The sequence below is a fragment of the Amycolatopsis acidiphila genome (assembly GCF_021391495.1).
GTDB classification, from domain to species: domain Bacteria; phylum Actinomycetota; class Actinomycetes; order Mycobacteriales; family Pseudonocardiaceae; genus Amycolatopsis_E; species Amycolatopsis_E acidiphila.
Map to the genome: position 1 here is coordinate 2,941,491 of NZ_CP090063.1, position 16,653 is coordinate 2,958,143.

At 71.0% G+C, this 16,653-nt stretch carries 16 protein-coding genes; 9 read left to right on the forward strand and 7 right to left on the reverse strand.

Annotated elements, in window-relative coordinates; all coding sequences use genetic code 11:
- The 3 genes from LWP59_RS14255 to LWP59_RS14265 all read left to right on the forward strand — a co-directional run bounded on the left by LWP59_RS14255 (nucleotide 1) and on the right by LWP59_RS14265 (nucleotide 3,833).
- The gene (locus tag LWP59_RS14255; RefSeq protein WP_144634263.1) at nucleotides 1–519 is read left to right on the forward strand and encodes an adenine phosphoribosyltransferase; all 519 of its coding nucleotides are present in this window, start codon (nucleotides 1–3) and stop codon (nucleotides 517–519) included.
- A gap of 139 nt (nucleotides 520–658) precedes the next feature.
- Nucleotides 659–2,974, forward strand: a complete 2,316-nt coding sequence (locus LWP59_RS14260) for a RelA/SpoT family protein (RefSeq protein ID WP_144634266.1) — start codon at nucleotides 659–661, stop codon at nucleotides 2,972–2,974.
- Nucleotides 2,975–3,059: 85 nt separating this feature from the next.
- Nucleotides 3,060–3,833, forward strand: a complete 774-nt coding sequence (locus tag LWP59_RS14265; protein WP_144634269.1) for an enoyl-CoA hydratase-related protein — start codon at nucleotides 3,060–3,062, stop codon at nucleotides 3,831–3,833.
- A 1-nt stretch (nucleotide 3,834) separates the two neighbouring features.
- Here the strand turns inward: LWP59_RS14265 and LWP59_RS14270 are convergent, their stop codons facing one another.
- Nucleotides 3,835–4,698, reverse strand: coding sequence for a peptidylprolyl isomerase (locus tag LWP59_RS14270; protein WP_144634272.1), 864 nt, complete (start codon nucleotides 4,696–4,698; stop codon nucleotides 3,835–3,837).
- Between the two features lie 125 nt (nucleotides 4,699–4,823).
- On the opposite strand from LWP59_RS14270, the gene LWP59_RS14275 reads away from it, so the two are divergent.
- Entirely contained in the window at nucleotides 4,824–5,402 is a 579-nt protein-coding gene (locus LWP59_RS14275; RefSeq protein ID WP_144634275.1) for an MBL fold metallo-hydrolase, read from the forward strand.
- On the forward strand, nucleotides 5,399–6,073 hold the full coding sequence (locus tag LWP59_RS14280) for a hypothetical protein (RefSeq protein ID WP_144634278.1): 675 nt from the start codon (nucleotides 5,399–5,401) through the stop codon (nucleotides 6,071–6,073). The genes LWP59_RS14275 and LWP59_RS14280 overlap by 4 nt, the downstream gene beginning before the upstream one ends.
- On the opposite strand, the gene LWP59_RS14285 is transcribed toward LWP59_RS14280, so the two are convergent.
- Nucleotides 6,045–6,365 (reverse strand): hypothetical protein, encoded by a 321-nt coding sequence (locus LWP59_RS14285; RefSeq protein ID WP_144634281.1) that lies wholly within the window; start codon nucleotides 6,363–6,365, stop codon nucleotides 6,045–6,047. The two genes, LWP59_RS14280 and LWP59_RS14285, sit on opposite strands and share 29 nt — an antisense overlap.
- Nucleotides 6,366–6,402: 37 nt before the next feature.
- On the reverse strand, nucleotides 6,403–7,863 hold the full coding sequence (locus tag LWP59_RS14290; protein WP_186383070.1) for a YibE/F family protein: 1,461 nt from the start codon (nucleotides 7,861–7,863) through the stop codon (nucleotides 6,403–6,405).
- Nucleotides 7,864–7,999: 136 nt separating this feature from the next.
- On the opposite strand from LWP59_RS14290, the gene LWP59_RS14295 reads away from it, so the two are divergent.
- The gene (locus LWP59_RS14295; RefSeq protein ID WP_144634284.1) at nucleotides 8,000–8,404 is read left to right on the forward strand and encodes an SsgA family sporulation/cell division regulator; all 405 of its coding nucleotides are present in this window, start codon (nucleotides 8,000–8,002) and stop codon (nucleotides 8,402–8,404) included.
- Between the two features lie 42 nt (nucleotides 8,405–8,446).
- Here the strand turns inward: LWP59_RS14295 and LWP59_RS14300 are convergent, their stop codons facing one another.
- Nucleotides 8,447–10,552: a transglycosylase domain-containing protein gene (locus LWP59_RS14300; protein ID WP_186383071.1), complete on the reverse strand. Its 2,106-nt coding sequence runs from the start codon at nucleotides 10,550–10,552 to the stop codon at nucleotides 8,447–8,449.
- A gap of 161 nt (nucleotides 10,553–10,713) precedes the next feature.
- On the opposite strand from LWP59_RS14300, the gene sthA reads away from it, so the two are divergent.
- The gene (gene sthA / locus LWP59_RS14305; protein ID WP_186383072.1) at nucleotides 10,714–12,126 is read left to right on the forward strand and encodes a Si-specific NAD(P)(+) transhydrogenase; all 1,413 of its coding nucleotides are present in this window, start codon (nucleotides 10,714–10,716) and stop codon (nucleotides 12,124–12,126) included.
- A gap of 34 nt (nucleotides 12,127–12,160) precedes the next feature.
- Here sthA and LWP59_RS14310 read toward each other — a convergent pair whose 3' ends face one another.
- The 3 genes from LWP59_RS14310 to LWP59_RS14320 are packed head-to-tail and all read right to left on the reverse strand — an operon-like array spanning nucleotide 12,161 to nucleotide 14,657.
- Nucleotides 12,161–12,877, reverse strand: a complete 717-nt coding sequence (locus tag LWP59_RS14310; protein WP_308431699.1) for a WbqC family protein — start codon at nucleotides 12,875–12,877, stop codon at nucleotides 12,161–12,163.
- Between the two features lie 13 nt (nucleotides 12,878–12,890).
- Nucleotides 12,891–13,544: a YdcF family protein gene (locus tag LWP59_RS14315; protein ID WP_144634293.1), complete on the reverse strand. Its 654-nt coding sequence runs from the start codon at nucleotides 13,542–13,544 to the stop codon at nucleotides 12,891–12,893.
- 18 nt (nucleotides 13,545–13,562) lie between these two features.
- The gene (locus LWP59_RS14320; RefSeq protein ID WP_144634297.1) at nucleotides 13,563–14,657 is read right to left on the reverse strand and encodes a helix-turn-helix domain-containing protein; all 1,095 of its coding nucleotides are present in this window, start codon (nucleotides 14,655–14,657) and stop codon (nucleotides 13,563–13,565) included.
- Nucleotides 14,658–15,002: 345 nt separating this feature from the next.
- On the opposite strand from LWP59_RS14320, the gene LWP59_RS14325 reads away from it, so the two are divergent.
- Nucleotides 15,003–15,635: a TetR/AcrR family transcriptional regulator gene (locus LWP59_RS14325; RefSeq protein ID WP_229857404.1), complete on the forward strand. Its 633-nt coding sequence runs from the start codon at nucleotides 15,003–15,005 to the stop codon at nucleotides 15,633–15,635.
- Nucleotides 15,632–16,546, forward strand: coding sequence for a homocysteine S-methyltransferase (mmuM, locus tag LWP59_RS14330; protein ID WP_144634303.1), 915 nt, complete (start codon nucleotides 15,632–15,634; stop codon nucleotides 16,544–16,546). The genes LWP59_RS14325 and mmuM overlap by 4 nt, the downstream gene beginning before the upstream one ends.
- Nucleotides 16,547–16,653: the final 107 nt, after the last annotated feature.

Consider the following 16,653-nt stretch of genomic DNA (forward strand, 5'->3'; position numbering starts at 1 on the left):
ATGGAGCTCGACGCCGCACTGGGACTGATCGCGAGGGTCCCAGACTTTCCCGAGCCCGGCGTGCTGTTCCGGGACCTGTCCCCGCTGTTCGCGCACGGGGACGGGTTCCGCACGGTGGCCGACGCGCTCGCGGCGACGGTGGAGCCGGACGTGGACCTGCTGGCCGCGGTGGAGGCGCGCGGGTTCGTGCTCGCCGCGGCGGTGGGGTACGCCCGTGGGCTCGGCGTGGTGCTGGTGCGCAAGCCGGGGAAGCTGCCGTCGGTGGCGGGCCGGGTGGACTACGCGCTGGAGTACGGCACAGCGAGCCTGGAGCTGCCGGAGAACGTCGTCCCGCGGGACGCGAACGTCGCGGTGGTGGACGACGTGCTCGCCACGGGCGGCACGGTCAACGCGGCGTGTCAGCTGCTGGAGAAGGCCGGCGCGGTCGTGTCCGGCGTTTCGGTGGTGCTGGAACTGGCGGCCCTGTCGGGTCGCACCGTCCTCGACGGCCGCCGGGTGCACTCGCTCCAGGTCGTCTGAGGGCGCCGCCGATCAACCCCCTGCCGTCCACCGCGGATCGGCGCCGTCCGGCGCCACGCGCGGGGATCGGGAACCCATCCGGCCCAAGCGCGTTAGGCTGGTTGTTCCAGAGGGTCATCGCGATGAGCAGGAGGTGGGGGTGAGCCAGGAGCTCGATTCCCCGGCGCCCGCCGACAACGCGTTGACGCACCAGGGGGCGACGCGCGCACCGTCGGCCACCCGGCGCGTCCGCGCTCGGCTCGCGCGGCGGATCACCGCCCAGCGCGCGGCCTCGGTCAAGCAGGTGCTCGAGCCGCTGGCCGCGATCCACCGCGAGCTGCACCCCAACGCCGACCTCAGCCTCCTGCAGCGCGCCTACGACGTCGCCGAGGAGCTGCACCGCGAGCAGCGGCGCAAGTCCGGCGACCCGTACATCACCCACCCGCTCGCGGTCGCCACGATCCTCGCCGAGCTGGGCATGGACACCATCACCCTGGTGGCGGCCCTGCTGCACGACACGGTGGAGGACACCGGCTACTCGGTCGAGCAGCTGACGGAGGACTTCGGCGACAAGGTCGCCCAGCTCGTCGACGGCGTGACCAAACTGGACAAGGTCAAGCTCGGCACCGCCGCGGAGGCCGAGACCATCCGCAAGATGGTCATCGCGATGGCCCGCGACCCCCGCGTGCTGGTCATCAAGCTCGCCGACCGGCTGCACAACATGCGCACCATGCGCTTCCTCCCGCCGGAGAAGCAGGCGCGCAAGGCGAAGGAGACCCTGGAGGTCCTCGCCCCGCTCGCGCACCGCCTCGGCATGGCCACCGTCAAGTGGGAGCTGGAGGACCTCGCGTTCGCGATCCTGCAGCCCAAGAAGTACGACGAGATAGTCCGGCTGGTCGCCGACCGCGCGCCGTCGCGGGACATCTACCTGCGCAAGGTGATCGACGAGCTGAACCTGAGCCTGACCAACTCGCGGATCACCGCGAAGGTCGAGGGCAGGCCCAAGCACTACTACTCGATCAACCAGAAGATGATCGTCCGCGGCCGCGACCTCGACGACATCCACGACCTGGTGGGCGTGCGCATCCTCGTCGAGGACGTGCGCGACTGCTACGCGGCGATGGGCGTGGTGCACGCGCTGTGGCAGCCGATGCCCGGCCGGTTCAAGGACTACATCGCCCAGCCGCGGTTCGGGGTCTACCAGTCGCTGCACACCACCGTGATCGGGCCGGACGGCAAGCCGCTCGAGGTGCAGATCCGCACCTACGAGATGCACCACACCGCCGAGTACGGCATCGCGGCGCACTGGCGTTACAAGGAGACCAAGGGCACGCACACGGGCAACGGCGTCGACATCGACGAGATGGCCTGGATGCGCCAGCTGCTCGACTGGCAGCGTGAGGCGGCGGACCCCGGCGAGTTCCTCGACTCCCTTCGCTACGAGCTCGCCGCACGCGAGATCTTCGTGTTCACGCCCAAGGGCGACGTCGTCACGCTGCCCGTCGGCGGCACCCCGGTGGACTTCGCCTACGCCGTGCACACCGAGGTCGGGCACCGCTGCATCGGCGCCCGCGTCAACGGCAGGCTCGTCGCGCTGGAGCGCAAGCTCGAGAACGGCGACGTGGTGGAGATCTTCACCTCGAAGGCGGAGAGCGCGGGCCCCAGCCGTGACTGGCTGACCTTCGCCCGCTCGCCGAAGGCGCGCGCGAAGATCCGGCAGTGGTTCGCCAAAGAACGCCGTGACGAGGCGATCGAGGCGGGCAAGGAAGCGATCACCAAGGAGATCCGCAAGGTTGGGCTGCCCATGCAGCGCCTGGTCACGGCCGAGTCCATGGGCGCGCTCGCCGCCGAGCTGCGGCATCCGGACATCAGCTCGCTCTACGCGGCGGTGGGGGAGAACCACACCAGCGCCAAGCACGTGGTGCAGCGGCTGGTCGCACTCATCGGCGGGGTCGAGGAGGCCGAGGAGGAGCTGGCCGCTCGCTCCACCCCGTCCACGGTCCACCGGCGGCGCGGCTCGAACGACGTGGGCGTCGTGGTCAAGGGCGCCGGCGACGTGTGGGCCAAGCTCGCGCGCTGCTGCACCCCGGTGCCGGGCGACGAGATCCTCGGTTTCGTGACCCGTGGTGGCGGCGTGAGCGTGCACCGCACGGACTGCACCAACGCCGAGGACCTGCGCAGCCAGCCCGAACGGCTGGTCGAGGTCGAGTGGGCGCCGTCGGAGAACTCGGTGTTCCTGGTCTCGATCCAGGTCGAGGCGCTGGACCGGCACCGGCTGCTCTCGGACGTGACCAAGGTGCTGGCCGACGAGAAGGTCAACATCCTGTCCGCGTCGGTCACCACCTCGCGCGACCGGGTCGCGGTCAGCCGGTTCGCCTTCGAGATGGGCGACCCGAAGCACCTCGGCCACGTGCTGAAGGTGGTGCGCGGCGTCGAGGGCGTCTACGACGTCTACCGGGTCACGTCGGCATCCTGATCGCTTCGTGACGGCGCGGGCCGCCGCCTTCGACGCGATCACAATCATGGGGACGCGGCCGGGACGGCGCTCTAGGGTCGTGTCCATGGCAGCAGGGCTGGAGTTCGCGCGCGACGGTGAGGTCGGCAGGCTGACGTTCGCGCGGCCGGAGAAGAAGAACGCGATCACCTACGACATGTGGTCGGCGATCCCGGAGGTCGTGGCGCAGGTCGAGGCCGACCCCGCGCTGAAGGTCCTCGTGCTCACGGGCGCCGGCGACGACTTCTCGGCCGGCGCCGACATCAGCGAGTTCGGGTCGCTGCGCTCGACCGCGGAGGGGGCGGCGGCCTATGACAAGGCCGTCGTGGGCGCGGTCTCGGCGCTGGAGGCCATGCGGAAGCCGAGCGTCGCGATGATCCGCGGCAACTGCATCGGCGGCGGCTGCGAGATCTCCGTCGCGTGCGACTTCCGTTTCACCGCACCGGAAGCGCGGTTCGGGATCACCCCGGCGAAGCTGGGGATCGTCTACGACTTCCTGTCCACCCGGCAGCTGATGTCGCTGATCGGGCCGGCGCACGCGCGGTACTTCCTGTTGTCCGGCCAGCTGATCGACGCGAGCAGGGCGCGGGAGATCGGCTTGGTCAACGACGTCTTCGGCGCGCTGGAGGACGACGTGGCCGCGTTCGTGGCCACGTTGTGCTCGCGCTCGCAGGCGTCGATCCGGGGGATGAACCGGATCATCGGGAAGATCCTCGCCGGACAGGCCGAAAGCGACGCCGAGATCGACGCGATCCGCTCGGCCGCCATCCACGGGGAGGACTACGCGGAGGGCGTTGCGGCCTTTTTGGAGCGTCGCCCTCCGCGCTTCACGTACCGCTGAACTACGCGTCGACCGTCGCCCCGGTGAACTTCACCGGGGTCTTCGGCGCGCCCGTGCCGTCCTGGCTCTGCGCGGCCGATGCCGGGTCGACGCCGTCGCGCGCGACCTTGTCCAGCACCTGCAGCCCGGTGTCCGAAATGGACCCGAACACGGTGTAGTCGGGGTCGAGCTGCGCGGTGCCGTAGACCATGAAGAACTGGCTGCCACCGCTGTTGGGCTGCGAGGTCTTCGCCATCGCGAGGACGCCGCGGCCGTAGGTCAGCTGGGGGAAGTTCTCGTCCTGCACGGTGTAGCCGGGGCCGCCCATGCCGGTGCCCGTCGGGTCGCCGCACTGCAGCATCTGCAGCCCGTCGGTGCCGAGGCGGTGGCACGCGGTGTCGGTGTAGAAGCCCTGGTTGACCAGGCTGAGGAAGCTGTTCACGGTGCAGGGCGCCAGCGCGCGGTCCAGCGTCACGGGAATGTCGCCCGCGGTGGTCTTGAGCGTGACGTTCACGGTGCCGGTCGACGAGACGTTCTTGCCGTTGGGGGCGGTCGCCTTCTTCGTGCTCTGCTGATCGGTCGAGGCCGGGTAGTCGCACGTCGTCGGGTTCGGCAGCGGGGTGGGCCGCTTGGCCTCGGTGACCCGCTCGGTGGGGATCTGCAGCGGGCTGCTCTCCGGGGTGCTCGCCGGCGCCGCCGCCGAGGTCGAGCTGTCGTCGCTGCTCCTGGTCGCGAAGAACACCACCAGCCCGGCGACCACGACCACCACGCCCACGGTCGCGCCGACGCCGATGATCTTGCGCCGGCGTGCGCGCTCGGCACGGCGGACGAGCTGCCGTTCGAGTTTGCGCTTCGCGGCCTCACGGCGTTGCTGGTTGGTCGCCACCTGCCCCCTCCAGAATCTGCTCGACTTCACCGATCGGGTGGCGGCAGTCTATTGGCACAGCCTGTGAGAACCCCGTACAGGGCCGGTTAGGGTGAATGCGCCGGACTTACTGGAGGTGTCTTTTCGTGCTCGTCGTCGGATTCGCCGCCGGCGCTTTCCGAGCGAACTGCTACCTGCTCGCGTCGGCGGCCGGTGCCCGCTGCGTCGTCGTCGACCCGGGGCAGGACGCCGTCGCGCCGGTGGAGAAAGCCTTGGGGGAGCACGGTTTGACGCCCGAAGCGGTGCTCGTGACGCACGGGCACGCCGATCACGCCGACTCGGCGGGCGCACTCGCGGACACGTACGGCATCCCGGTCTGGCTGCATCCCGCGGATGACGCGCTCGTCCCGATACCCACTTGTGATCTCGCCGATACGACCCTCGAACTCGCCGGGCTCGAGGTCCGTGTCGAGCACACCCCCGGCCACACTCCGGGATCGGTGGTCTTCCGTCTCGACACCCCGGAAGGGGGACGTCTCGTGCTCACCGGTGACACGGTGTTCGCCGGCTCCGTCGGCCGCGGCGACCAGCAGCAGCTGGCCGCCTCGGTGCGCGACACGCTGCTGCCGCTGGCCGACGACACCGTACTGCTGCCCGGGCACGGCGGCGCCACGACCATCGGGCGGGAGCGCGCCTTCCTGGCCGGCGGGGCGGTGGCCCGGTGACCGAGCCGAGCAACGAGTCGAAGAAGCCGACCCGGCCGCCGGAGCCGGAACGCCTGGCGCTGCACCAGGAAGACCCGGCGCTGCGCCGTCGCAGGCTCTTCTCGGGGCTGGCCGGGGTGGCGTTGTTCGCGGCCGCGTTCGGCGGGATCGGCGGGCTGGTCGGCGGCGAGGTCGTCGGCCTGGTCGTGGCCGCGGTGGTCGCGCTGCCGCTGCTGTACGTGGTGCTGTTCGCGGTGCGGCGGCGGATCTGGCTCGAGGGCACCATCGTGCTGGTCCGGACCTGGCGCACGCGGCGGGTGGACATCGTCGCGGCGAGCCGGATCGACCTGCTCGTGACGGATGTGCGGGGCATGCGGACGGTGAGCCTGCTGCTCAACGCCCGTCAGCGCGGCAGGACCGCGAAGCTCGACCTGGCCGTGTACGCCGGGACGGGCGGGCGCGAGCTCGGGGTCCTCGCCCTGCGCAGGCTGGCGAACGCGTTGATGAACAACTTCGAGGCCAACGGGATGGTCTTCTCGGAGCTGCTCGTGGCGCAGCTGCGGTCGGAGGCCCGCGGCGACGGCGCGGCCGACCGGCCGCTCTACCGGCTCGCCTCGGCGGCGCCGGCGGGACGGCTCGCGCAACGCTTCACCATGGACGCCGTCAGCCGCTTCGTGGCCCATCTGGACTGATCCCGCGGTTCACTGGGGTCCGGGGCGAGGCGGGCTCGGGAGCCTGGCCGTTGGCCGAAGCAGGGGCGGCCCCGGCCAGCCGGCGTTCGATCGCCGCGAGCTGCTCGCGGACGCTCTCCAGCTGGTACACGACCTCCGGCAGCTCCTGGGCGGCGAAGGTGGCGAGCCGTTCGATCTGCTTCACCGCGTCCCGCAGCTCCACCAGCACGAGCGTCAGCCGGGGCAGGCTCTGTACCGCCTTGACCGTGGTCCGGGCGGCGCGGGACAGGCGTCGCGGCAGTGCGAGATCCATCGCAAGACCCCTCTGTTCGCTTGCCGGACTTCGTACCTCACCTTCCGCGCGGCGGCGACACCGGGGCTGGAACCTGTGGCTGGTGCTCACTCCTGTGACTGCTGGTGCCGGTGGGGACCTTTTCCCTGCTCGCGATGAGCGCGGCGAGCACCGTGGTGACCGGCACGGCGGCCACGATCCCGACACTGCCGGCGAGCGTGCGGACGATCTCCTCGGCCACGTCCTGCGAGCCGAGGATCGTGCCCAGCCCCACGCCGGACAGCGACGAGTAGAGCATCACCGGCAGCGCGGCGCCCGCGTACGCCATGACGAGGGTGTTCACCGCCGAGCCCACGTGGTCGCGGCCGATGCGCTGGCCCGCCCGGTACAGCTCGCGCCAGCCCAGGTCCGGGTTGGCCCGCCGCAGCTCCCACACCGCGCTGGTCTGGGTGACCGTGACGTCGTCGAGTACGCCCAGCGCGCCGATCACGATCCCGGCGAGCAGCAGGCCGCGGGCGTCGATGCCGTGGCCCAGCGCGCCGATGAGCGTGGAGGTGCTGTCGTCGAGGCCGGTCAGCGACGAGGCGACGGAGAAGATCACCGACAGCAGCCCGATCAGCGCGAGGCTGGCCATCGTGCCCAGTACCGCGACCGAGGTCCGCGCGGAGAGCCCGTGCGTCACGTACAGCGCGACGAACATGATGACGCCCGCGCCCACGATCGCCACCAGCAGCGGGTTCTCCCCGGCGAGGATCGAGGGCAGCACGAACAGCACGAGCACGACGAAGCTCAGCACCAGGGCGCCGAGCGCGGCCACGCCCCGCCACCGCCCGAGCACCACCACGGCGATCGCGAACAAGGCGGCCAGCAGCGCGAGCGGCAGTCCGCGCTGGAAGTCGACGATCTGGTAGGAGCTCGGGTCCTTCGGCTCGCCGCCGTTGTAGGCCAGGACGACCTTGTCCCCGGCGCTGAAGCGCGGGGTGCTGGGCTCGATCGGCACGACGAGCTCGATCCTGCTCCCCGCCGCGGCACCGTCGCTCAGCGCGACGTCCACGGTCAGGCAGGGCTTCTCGTCCGGGGCGGGCTGGTCGCCGACGTGCACCTGGCCGGGCGCGAGGCAGGGGCCGCTCAGCGCGGTGGCGATGGTGCCGTGCACCGGCACGCCCTGCTGGTAGCTGCCGGCGGGTTTCGCCTTGCCCCACGGGTAGAGCACGAGCATGCCCGCCACCGCCGCCACCGCGATCGGCACCAGCAGCCAGATCAGCAGCAGGCGCACCCGCCGCGACGCGGGCTCCGCCGGGCCGTGCCCGTGACCGTGGCCATGACCGGTCACGGGGGCGGGGCGTTTCGCGGACGGCTTTGCCGCCGTCTTTGCCGCCGCCTTTGCGGGCGGCTTCGGGGCGGGCTTCGCGGCCACCGCCGGTTTCCGGCGCGGGGCCTGCGGCCGGGCACGCGCGGGTTCGTCGGTGACCCGGCGGATCGGGCCGGTCTCGGCGTCGGCGAAGTCGTCACGTACCACCGGGCTATCGTGCACAGCCCGCTCGGCGGGGGTGCCGCCGGGGAGGGCGCGCGCGAAATTCGTGTCCCGAACCCCGTAACGTCCGCTTCGCTCAGGCGTCTCTGTCCATGACAGCCCTGTTAACGGGAGGACCGCCGTGCGCACCGACGTCGTGGAACAGCATCAGTTCGTCACCCTCAACGGATGTGAAACCCCGGTGTTCTCCCGGTGGACCTACATCGCGGGCGACCCGTACGTCGTGAACCTCGCGTTCCGCACCGAGCGCGGCCGCTGGATCGAGTGGTGCTTCGCGCGGGACCTGCTCGTCGAGGGCCTGGTGGAGCCCGCCGGGCTGGGCGATGTGCGCGTCCGCCCGGATCTCGCCTTCTCCGGCGAGCTGCTGGTGATCGAGCTCGAGTCGCCCGACGGGTACGCCATCGTCGAGATGCGCCGCGAGGACGTCGAGCAGTTCGTCGACGGCACCCGCGAGGTCGTCCCGCTCGGCGCCGAGAGCGAACTGCTCGACATCGACGCGTTCATCGCGCAGATCATCGAGGTCTGACCGGCATTCATCCCGGCATGATCGGGTTGCATCCCGCCGCCGTCAGCTGCGTGCGTTGAGGTAGGCCGGGTCCGGCTGGGGGAGCTGGACGTCCGGCTTGCCCGCCAGCAGCTGGCTCATCGCGTGGAAGTACGGCGGCGCCGCCACCGTGCCACCGAACGCGCCGTGCCCGCAGTTGCCGAGGTGCACCGGCGTGCCGGGACAGATCTCCGCCGGGTGCGGCCCGTCCGCGAAGACCATCGACGCCACGGCGTAGTCGTCGACGCCACCGACGAACGCGACCGACTCGCTCTGCTGCGTCGTACCGGTCTTGCCGATGTCCGGGTGCGTCCAGCCCGCCGCCCGCGCCGCCGCGGCCGAGGTGCCGCTGATCGTGTCCTGGCTCAGCCCCGCCTCCAGCGTGTTCGCCAGCCCCGGCGGCACGACCTGCTCACACGCCTGCTGCTTGACCGGCACCGGCTTGCCGTCCCGGCCGGTGATGGACAGGATCGGGTTCGGCGGGCACCACATGCCGCCGCTCATCAGCGTCGCCGAGACGTTCGACATCTCCAGCGGGCTCACCGGGCTGTTGCCGAGGGTGAACGACAGCTTGTTCTGGAAGTACTGCGACTGCGGCTCGCTGTACTGCGGGTTCGACGAGCGGGGGTCCGGGATCGCGCCCGCGTCGTTGGTGTTGAGGGTGTTGCGCAGGCCCAGCCGCCGCGCCATGTCGAGCACCGCCGGCATGCCGACCTGCGACTCCAGCCCCACGAAGGCGACGTTCGGCGAGGTGGCCAGCCCGTCGCGCAGGGAGATCGGGTTCGGGTAGTTCGTCCCGTCGTTCTGCACGCAGTAGGGCGGCGTGTACCGGTTGGCGCCGGGCTGGGTGAAGCACTGGCCCGCCTGGTTGGGCAGCGGCGTGTTCAGCCCGGCCTTGCCGGTCTCCAGCGCCGCCGCCGAGGTGAAGATCTTGAACGACGAGCCCGCGCCGAACACGTTGCTGGCGTCGGCGACGATGTTGGTCGAGGTCTCGCCCTTGTCGGGATCGGTGCCGTAGTTGCGGTTCGCGACCATCGCGAGGACCTCGTGGGTGTTCTGGCCCGGCCGGATCACCGCGAACGCGTTCGCCACCCCGTTCTGCGCCGTGGGCACGTTGGCGTTCACGGCGTTCTTGACCGTCTGGGCCACCGCGGGGTCCATCGTGGTCTTGATCGTGTAGCCGCCGGTCTCCAGCTGGTCCGCGGTGAACCCGGCCTGCAGCAGGTAGTTTTCCGCGTAGGCGCAGAAGAACCCGGCGTCGTCCGGCGCGCCGAGGCAGGTGCTGGACGGGATGTCCGGGCCGTTCTCGAGCACGCCGAGCGGGCTCGCCTTGGCGATCTCGGCGTCCTTCTCGGCGAGCATCCGGTTGGTCACCATGTCGTCGATGACCGTGTTGCGCCGGTTCAGCGCCTCCTGCGGATACTTGTACGGGTTGTACGCGTTGGGGTTGTTCACCATGCCCGCGAGCAACGCGGCCTGCTGCACGTTCAGCTTGTCCGGGGTGGTGTGGAAGTAGGCGTGCGCCGCCGCGCCGACGCCGTAGATGTTCCCGGCGAACTCCACCACGTCGAGGTAACCGGTGAGAATGTCCTCTTTGGACTCCGACTGGCCCAGCTGCACCGCGATCTTCGCCTCGCGCAGCTTGCGGGCGAGGGTGTCGGCCTTGTCGGCGTACTGGGCCGCCTTGTCGCCTCGGTCCACCACGTTGATCAGGTAGTTCTTCACGTACTGCTGGGTGATCGTCGAGCCACCCTGGGTGCTGCCGCCCGAGCTGTCGTGCAACGCGGCCCGCACCATGCCCTTGGGGTCGACCCCGCCCTCGGACCAGAACCGCCGGTCCTCCACCGACACGATCGCCGCGGTCATCGTCGGCGCGATCTGGTTGTAGGCCACCGGCACCCGGTACTGGTCGAACAGCGTCGCGATCGGGTTGCCGTCGCGGTCGGTGACCGTCGTGACGAGCGGCTGCTGGCTCGTGGCCAGCGACGCGGAGATGCCGTCGACGGAGTCGCTCACCTGGTTCGACAGCACCCCCGCTCCCATCGCCACCGGCGCCAGTACGCCGGCGACCAGGACACCGGCGAGCGCGCACGAACCGAGGAATCGGGGCACATTACGGGAAAGCTGCACACCGGCGACCATAGTCAGCATTCGGTGAGACCCCTGTTGTGGCCTTTTCCATTACCGGCGCAGGGGCTGCTCTTGAACCTGTGGCCACCATTCCCATGGTTCGGTAAAGTTTCCGCCCGGCGGCCTTGCGCCGGGCGAGGCCGGATGACCAGGCTTGCCCGGTGAGCGAACACGACTACGACCTGATCGTCATCGGCTCCGGCCCGGGCGGGCAGAAGGCGGCCATCGCGGCCGCGAAGCTGGGCAAGCGGGTGGCCGTGGTCGACCGGCAGGACATGGTCGGCGGCGTCTGCGTCAACACCGGCACGATCCCCTCCAAGACCCTGCGCGAGGCGGTGCTGTACCTCACCGGGCTGAACCAGCGCGACCTCTACGGGGCCAGCTACCGGGTGAAGCAGGACATCACGATCGCCGACCTGCTCGCCCGCACCCAGCACGTGATCGGCCGCGAGGTGCAGGTCGTGCGCGCGCAGCTGCTGCGCAACCACGTCGACCTGCTCGCCGGCACCGCCCGGTTCACCGACCCGCACACGATCGCGGTGGAGGGCACCCATCGCGGCGACCGGCACGCGGTGACCGGGGAGAAGATCGTGATCGCCACCGGCACCCGCCCGGCGCGGCCGGACCAGGTCGACTTCGACGCGGCCCGGGTGCTGGACTCCGACGAGATCCTGCGCCTGGAGGAGATCCCGTCCTCGCTGGTCGTCGTCGGCGCCGGGGTGATCGGGATCGAGTACGCCTCGGTGTTCGCCGCCCTCGGCAGCCGCGTCACGGTGGTCGAGCAGCGGGAGCGGATGCTGGACTTCTGCGACCCCGAAATCGTCGAGTCGCTCAAGTTCCACCTGCGCGACCTCGCGGTCACCTTCCGGTTCGGGGAGAAGGTCGCGAACGTCGCCGTCTCCGACAACGCGACCGTGACCGCGCTCGTCAGCGGCAAGCGCATCCCGGCCGACGCGGTGATGTACTCCGCGGGCCGCCAGGGCATGACCGAGGAGCTGGACCTGCCCGCGGCGGGCCTGGCGGCCGACCACCGCGGCCGGCTGTCGGTGGACGAGCACTACCGGACCCCGGTGGAGCACATCTACGCCGTCGGCGACGTGATCGGCTTCCCGGCGCTCGCCGCGACCTCGATGGACCAGGGGCGCCTTGCCGCATACCACGCCTTCGGCGAGCCGGCGCACGAGATGAGCGCGCTGCAGCCGATCGGCATCTACACGATCCCGGAGGTCTCCTACTGCGGCGCGACGGAGGCGGAGCTGACGTCGTCCGCGGTGCCGTACGAGGTCGGCACGGCCCGCTACCGCGAGCTGGCGCGCGGCCAGATCGCGGGCGATTCGTACGGGATGCTCAAGCTCCTGGTGTCCACCACGAACCGGACGCTGCTGGGCGTGCACGTGTTCGGCACCGGCGCGACCGACCTCGTCCACATCGGACAGGCGGTGATGGGCTGCGGGGGCACGGTGGACTACCTGGTGGACGCGGTGTTCAACTACCCGACCCTGTCCGAGGCGTACAAGGTCGCCGCACTCGACGCGACGAACAAGATCCGCGCGCTCGAGCGGTTCGCGACCTGAGGGGCCGCGCGGCGGCGCTGCCGCGCGGTGCGGGCTAGACGGGAACGGCGGCGGTCAGTTCGTCGCGCAGCGCGGCGGAGCCGAGGGCGGCGAAGGCCCACAGCGAACTGAGGGTGCGCATCCCGTCCTTGCCGGCGAGCTCGGGCTGCGGCGGATAGCGCACGGTGAGCCCGCGCGCCGCGAAGGGCGCTTCGTCGAGGTAGCGGGCGCCGCCGCGGCCGCAGAGGTAGGTGTCGGCGCCGACCGCCGCGGCCAGGTCGGCCAGGCGCGCGGAGCGCTCGTCGCTGGAGAGCAGGGCGCTGCTGCGCACGACCTCGCCCCGCCAGCCCAGCTGGGCGAGCAGGGCCCGGGTGGACACCTCGGCCACGTCGGCGACGCGGTCGGTCAGGGCGAGGGCGGCGAGCACCTCGTCGACGGCGTCGCGGACGCAGGCCCAGTGCGGGCCGCGGCCGTAGTACTGCCGCACGAGCTGGGCGACGCGGCGCCGGCTCGTGTCCGGGTCGGCGAGGCGCAGCTCGGCGATCCGGCTGGCACGGCCCTGCGGACGGTGCACCGGCACGGTCAGCCAGCGCTGCGCCGCGGGGTCGTGGAGCGGGGCGAGGCGCGCGCGGTGCTGGTAGTCGCGGGCGTTGAACTGGACGTCGTCCAGCACCACCCACACGTCCGCCTGAAAGAGTTTCGCGAGTGTCGCGGAACGGGGAAAGAAATTCGGTTGATGGACGGCACAGGATCTCGGGTCGGTCACGGCCACGAGGCTTATTCGATCACAGCATCCGGCTCGAGAATCCGGCGGCCACCAGTCGCCGATAGGCGGCGTACACGGACGGGGGAATCTCCTGGGAAATCGCGAATCCCTGACCGGGATACTCGATGATCCGTTGAAGGTCGCCGATCATCATGTCGATCAGCTCCGTGCCGTGGTCACGGGCCTGCACGTACTCCGCCAGCGACAGCGGCACCGACGCGCACACCGGCTCGACGTCCGGCCAGACCTTGCGCGTCGTGGCGTAGGCGCGCCGCTCCATGTACGGCATCGACACGAGCATCACCGAATCGACGGAAATCCCCGCGGCACGCAGGACTTCACGCGAAAGGGTGATGTTCTCGCCGGTGTTCGTGGCACCCGGCTCGACGAGGATCGCGTCCTCGGGCACCCCGAGTTCGAGGGCGTGCTCGCGGTAGTGCACCCCCTCGCCGCGCGGGAACGTGTCGAACGTTTCGCGGCTGTTCGCCCCGCTGAACACCACGACCGGGAAGAGGCCGCGGTGGTACAGCTCGGCCGCGTGCGCCGCGACGCTCAGGTCGTTGCAGCCGAGCGCCACCGCGGCACAGCATTTCTTCAGGCTGTGCCCGAGCCGGTGATATCGCCAGATGGTTTCCGCATCCGTCCAGGTGCGATCGATGACTTCTTTCCGCATTCGTGCCGGTACCGGTTCTCACGCCTGCCGCTCGAAAGCGCGGCGAATTCCGTCGATACTCTGCAATTGGTGCAGCAGACCGAACCTGGTGGAAATGCGGGCGCACCGGTCGAGAATGGTGAGCCCGTTGCCCGCGGTCGCGCGGTCGGACAGCAGGATGTGCGCGTGGGCGGTGTCCAGGCGCACCTTCTGCAGCGGGGTGTCGTTGACGCGGTGGGTCAGCGCGACGTCGATGGCCTGGGCGGCGGCGCCGAGGTCGCCGGCCCCGCGGTGGGCCAGCGCGAGCTTCTGGTGGGCGACCGACCAGTCCTCGGGCTCTTCCATCGTCTCGAAGTCATGGATCGCGGGCACGATGTGCCGGGTCGCCGACTCGTTGAGCCCGCGCTTGCTCAGCGCCGTCCCGATCCACAGCCGGGCGCGGGTGCGGTCGTGCTCGCTCAGCCGCTCGTCGGCGGTGAGCGACTCGTAGTGGCGGGCGGCGGTCTCGAGCCGCCCCGCCATCTCCTCGAGCACGACGAGCTTGAGCTCGATCTGCGCCACCCGGCGCGGGGTGCCCAGCTCGGTGAAGACGCGCAGCGCCTTGCGGTAGGTCTGCTCGGCCGACGCCGGGCCGCGGATGACGCCCTGGTCCTGCTGCACGTCGCCGAGCAGGCGCAGCGAGCGGCCGTAGAGGTACATCCCGCGGGTGTCGTTGCTGTTGGGGTGGTAACGGCGTAGCCAGCGGTCCAGCAGGGTGCGGGCCAGTGGGAACTCCTGGCGGCCCAGCGAGGCCATCGTGCGGTCGAGGTCGTCGGACCAGGCGTCGTAGTCGTAGCCGGTCACCGGGGCCGGGGCGGCGGCGCCCTCGTCCGGCTGCCGGACCAGCACGTCGAACCGCCGCCGGGCGTCGGGGTCGGCGCGGGAGAGCGCGGTGTCGAGGATCGCCTGGGTGTCGGGCCGCGGCACGGTGGCGGTGCCACCGGACTCCCATTTGGCGACCGTCCGGGCCGCGACGCCGAGGTAGCCGGCGAAGGCGCGGACCGACAGGCGCAGGGCATGCCTCAGCAGCCGCGCCTCGCGCCCACTCCAGTGGTGCGCGGTCGCGGCGACCTGGTTGGGGTCCCCGGAGGCCACCCGATGAGGTTAACTCGCCAGAGGCGGTACAAGTACACCGAAAGTGCAACAGCAGTTCGTATGCGTGACGAATTCCATCGTTCAGCCTAGACACAGGCACTCGTCGCCGGGATGACTCCTTGTCCCGGGCCGATCCCCGGCGCCGGGTGCCGCCCCACCGCCGCGCGGCCGGCCGCCGCCGGTGGGGACGAGGTGTGGCCGGTGTGGTGTTGCCGCGGTCTGGTGCTGCGGAGACCGCGCAGGGGCGGCCTCCGCGACCAGGCAGTTCGCCGTCATCGACGTCCACAAAGGATAGAGTTGCCCGTTACCCGGCGGCCGGGTTTTCCCGGCATTACCATGGAACCCGTGACTTCCGGTGCGGTGGCCCCGGCCCGCAACGCCTTCCGCGAGCAGCAGTGGCGCGAGGCGCACGAGCGCTATCTCGTCTGTGCCCGGGCGGTTTTCGAGCGTCTCGGCTACCACGACGCCACCGTGGCGGACATCGTCGAAGCGGCCAACGGCAGCCGCGCGACGTTCTACGCGCACTTCCGGGACAAGGCCGACATCGCGGCCTGCCTGTTCGAGCGGACACTGCCCGCCGGTGCCGCGATCTACCGCCGGGTCACGGAATTCCCCGAGCCGAGCCGCGAGCTCGTGCGCGGGTGGCTGAACGAGCACGTGCTCGGGTTCTGGGTGCACTACCGGGTCGAGGTCGAGGCGGTCAACCACGCGATGGGCGCGGACCCGTCGGTCGCGGCGCGGCACTACCAGTGGATCGTCGGCGCGGCCCGTCAGCTGGAGCCCTTCTTCGTCGCCTGGACCGGGGCGGACGAACAGGTCGGGCTTACCCGCGCGTCGCTGCTGGTGCTCCAGCTCGAACGGCTGTGTTACCACTGGCTCGTGCGCGGCGTCGAGCACGACCGCGAGCGGATGCTCGACATCCTGGCGGACCTGTGGTTCCGGGAGCTCGTCCTGCTGCGCGCGGGCCCGCCGCGATGACCGTGCTGGACGGCGGGCTGGCCACCGAACTCGAAGCCCGTGGTCACGACCTGTCCGACGAGCTGTGGTCGGCGCGGCTGCTGGCCGACGACCCGGAGGAGATCGTCGCGGTGCACGAGGCGTTCTTCCGCGCGGGCGCGCGGATCGCGACGACGGCGAGCTATCAGGCGAGCTTCGCCGGGTTCGCCGCACGCGGCTTCGATGCCCGGCAGACCGTCGCGCTGTTGCACAGAAGTGTCGAGCTGGCCAGGAAAGCGGGCACCAGAGTGGACGGTCCGCGGTGGGTCGCGGCGTCCGTCGGACCATACGGCGCGACGCTCGCGGACGGTTCGGAGTACCGCGGCCGCTACGGGTTGAGCGTCGCCGGGCTCACGGCGTTCCACCGGCCGCGGGCGGCGGCGCTCGCGGAGGCGCGGCCGGACGTGCTCGCGCTCGAGACGGTGCCGGACGTCGACGAAGCGGTCGCGCTGCTGGCGGCGGTCGAGGGGCTCGGCGTGCCGGCGTGGCTGTCCTACACGATCGCCGGGGACCGGACGCGGGCCGGTCAGCCGCTCGCCGAGGCGTTCGCGGTCGCCGCCGGGCGGGACGACGTCGTCGCGGTCGGGGTCAACTGCTGCGACCCGGACGACGCCGCACGGGCCATCCCGGTGGCGCGGGAGGTCAGCGGCAAGCCGGTGATCGCCTACCCGAACAGCGGCGAGGAGTGGGACGCGGCGGGTCGCCGCTGGGCCGGCCGGTCCCGCTTCACGCCCGATCGGGTGGCCGGAGCCGATCTTGCGGGCGGCTGCTGCCGGGTCCGGCCGGTTGATATCGAGGCCCTCGCCGCCACTCGGGTGAGTGAAACGCCTGGTCACGCGCTGTCAGCACCGTTCGGCAGTCGGGGAGCCCCTTTCCCTCGATCGGTCGGTTGAAGAACTCCGACATACTCACCGCGCCATACCGCGGCAGATCGCAGTAGAATCGCTCACCTCGGTGACTGAAGATCAGCCCCGATCGGTGGAGCGGACCTCGAGGAGGC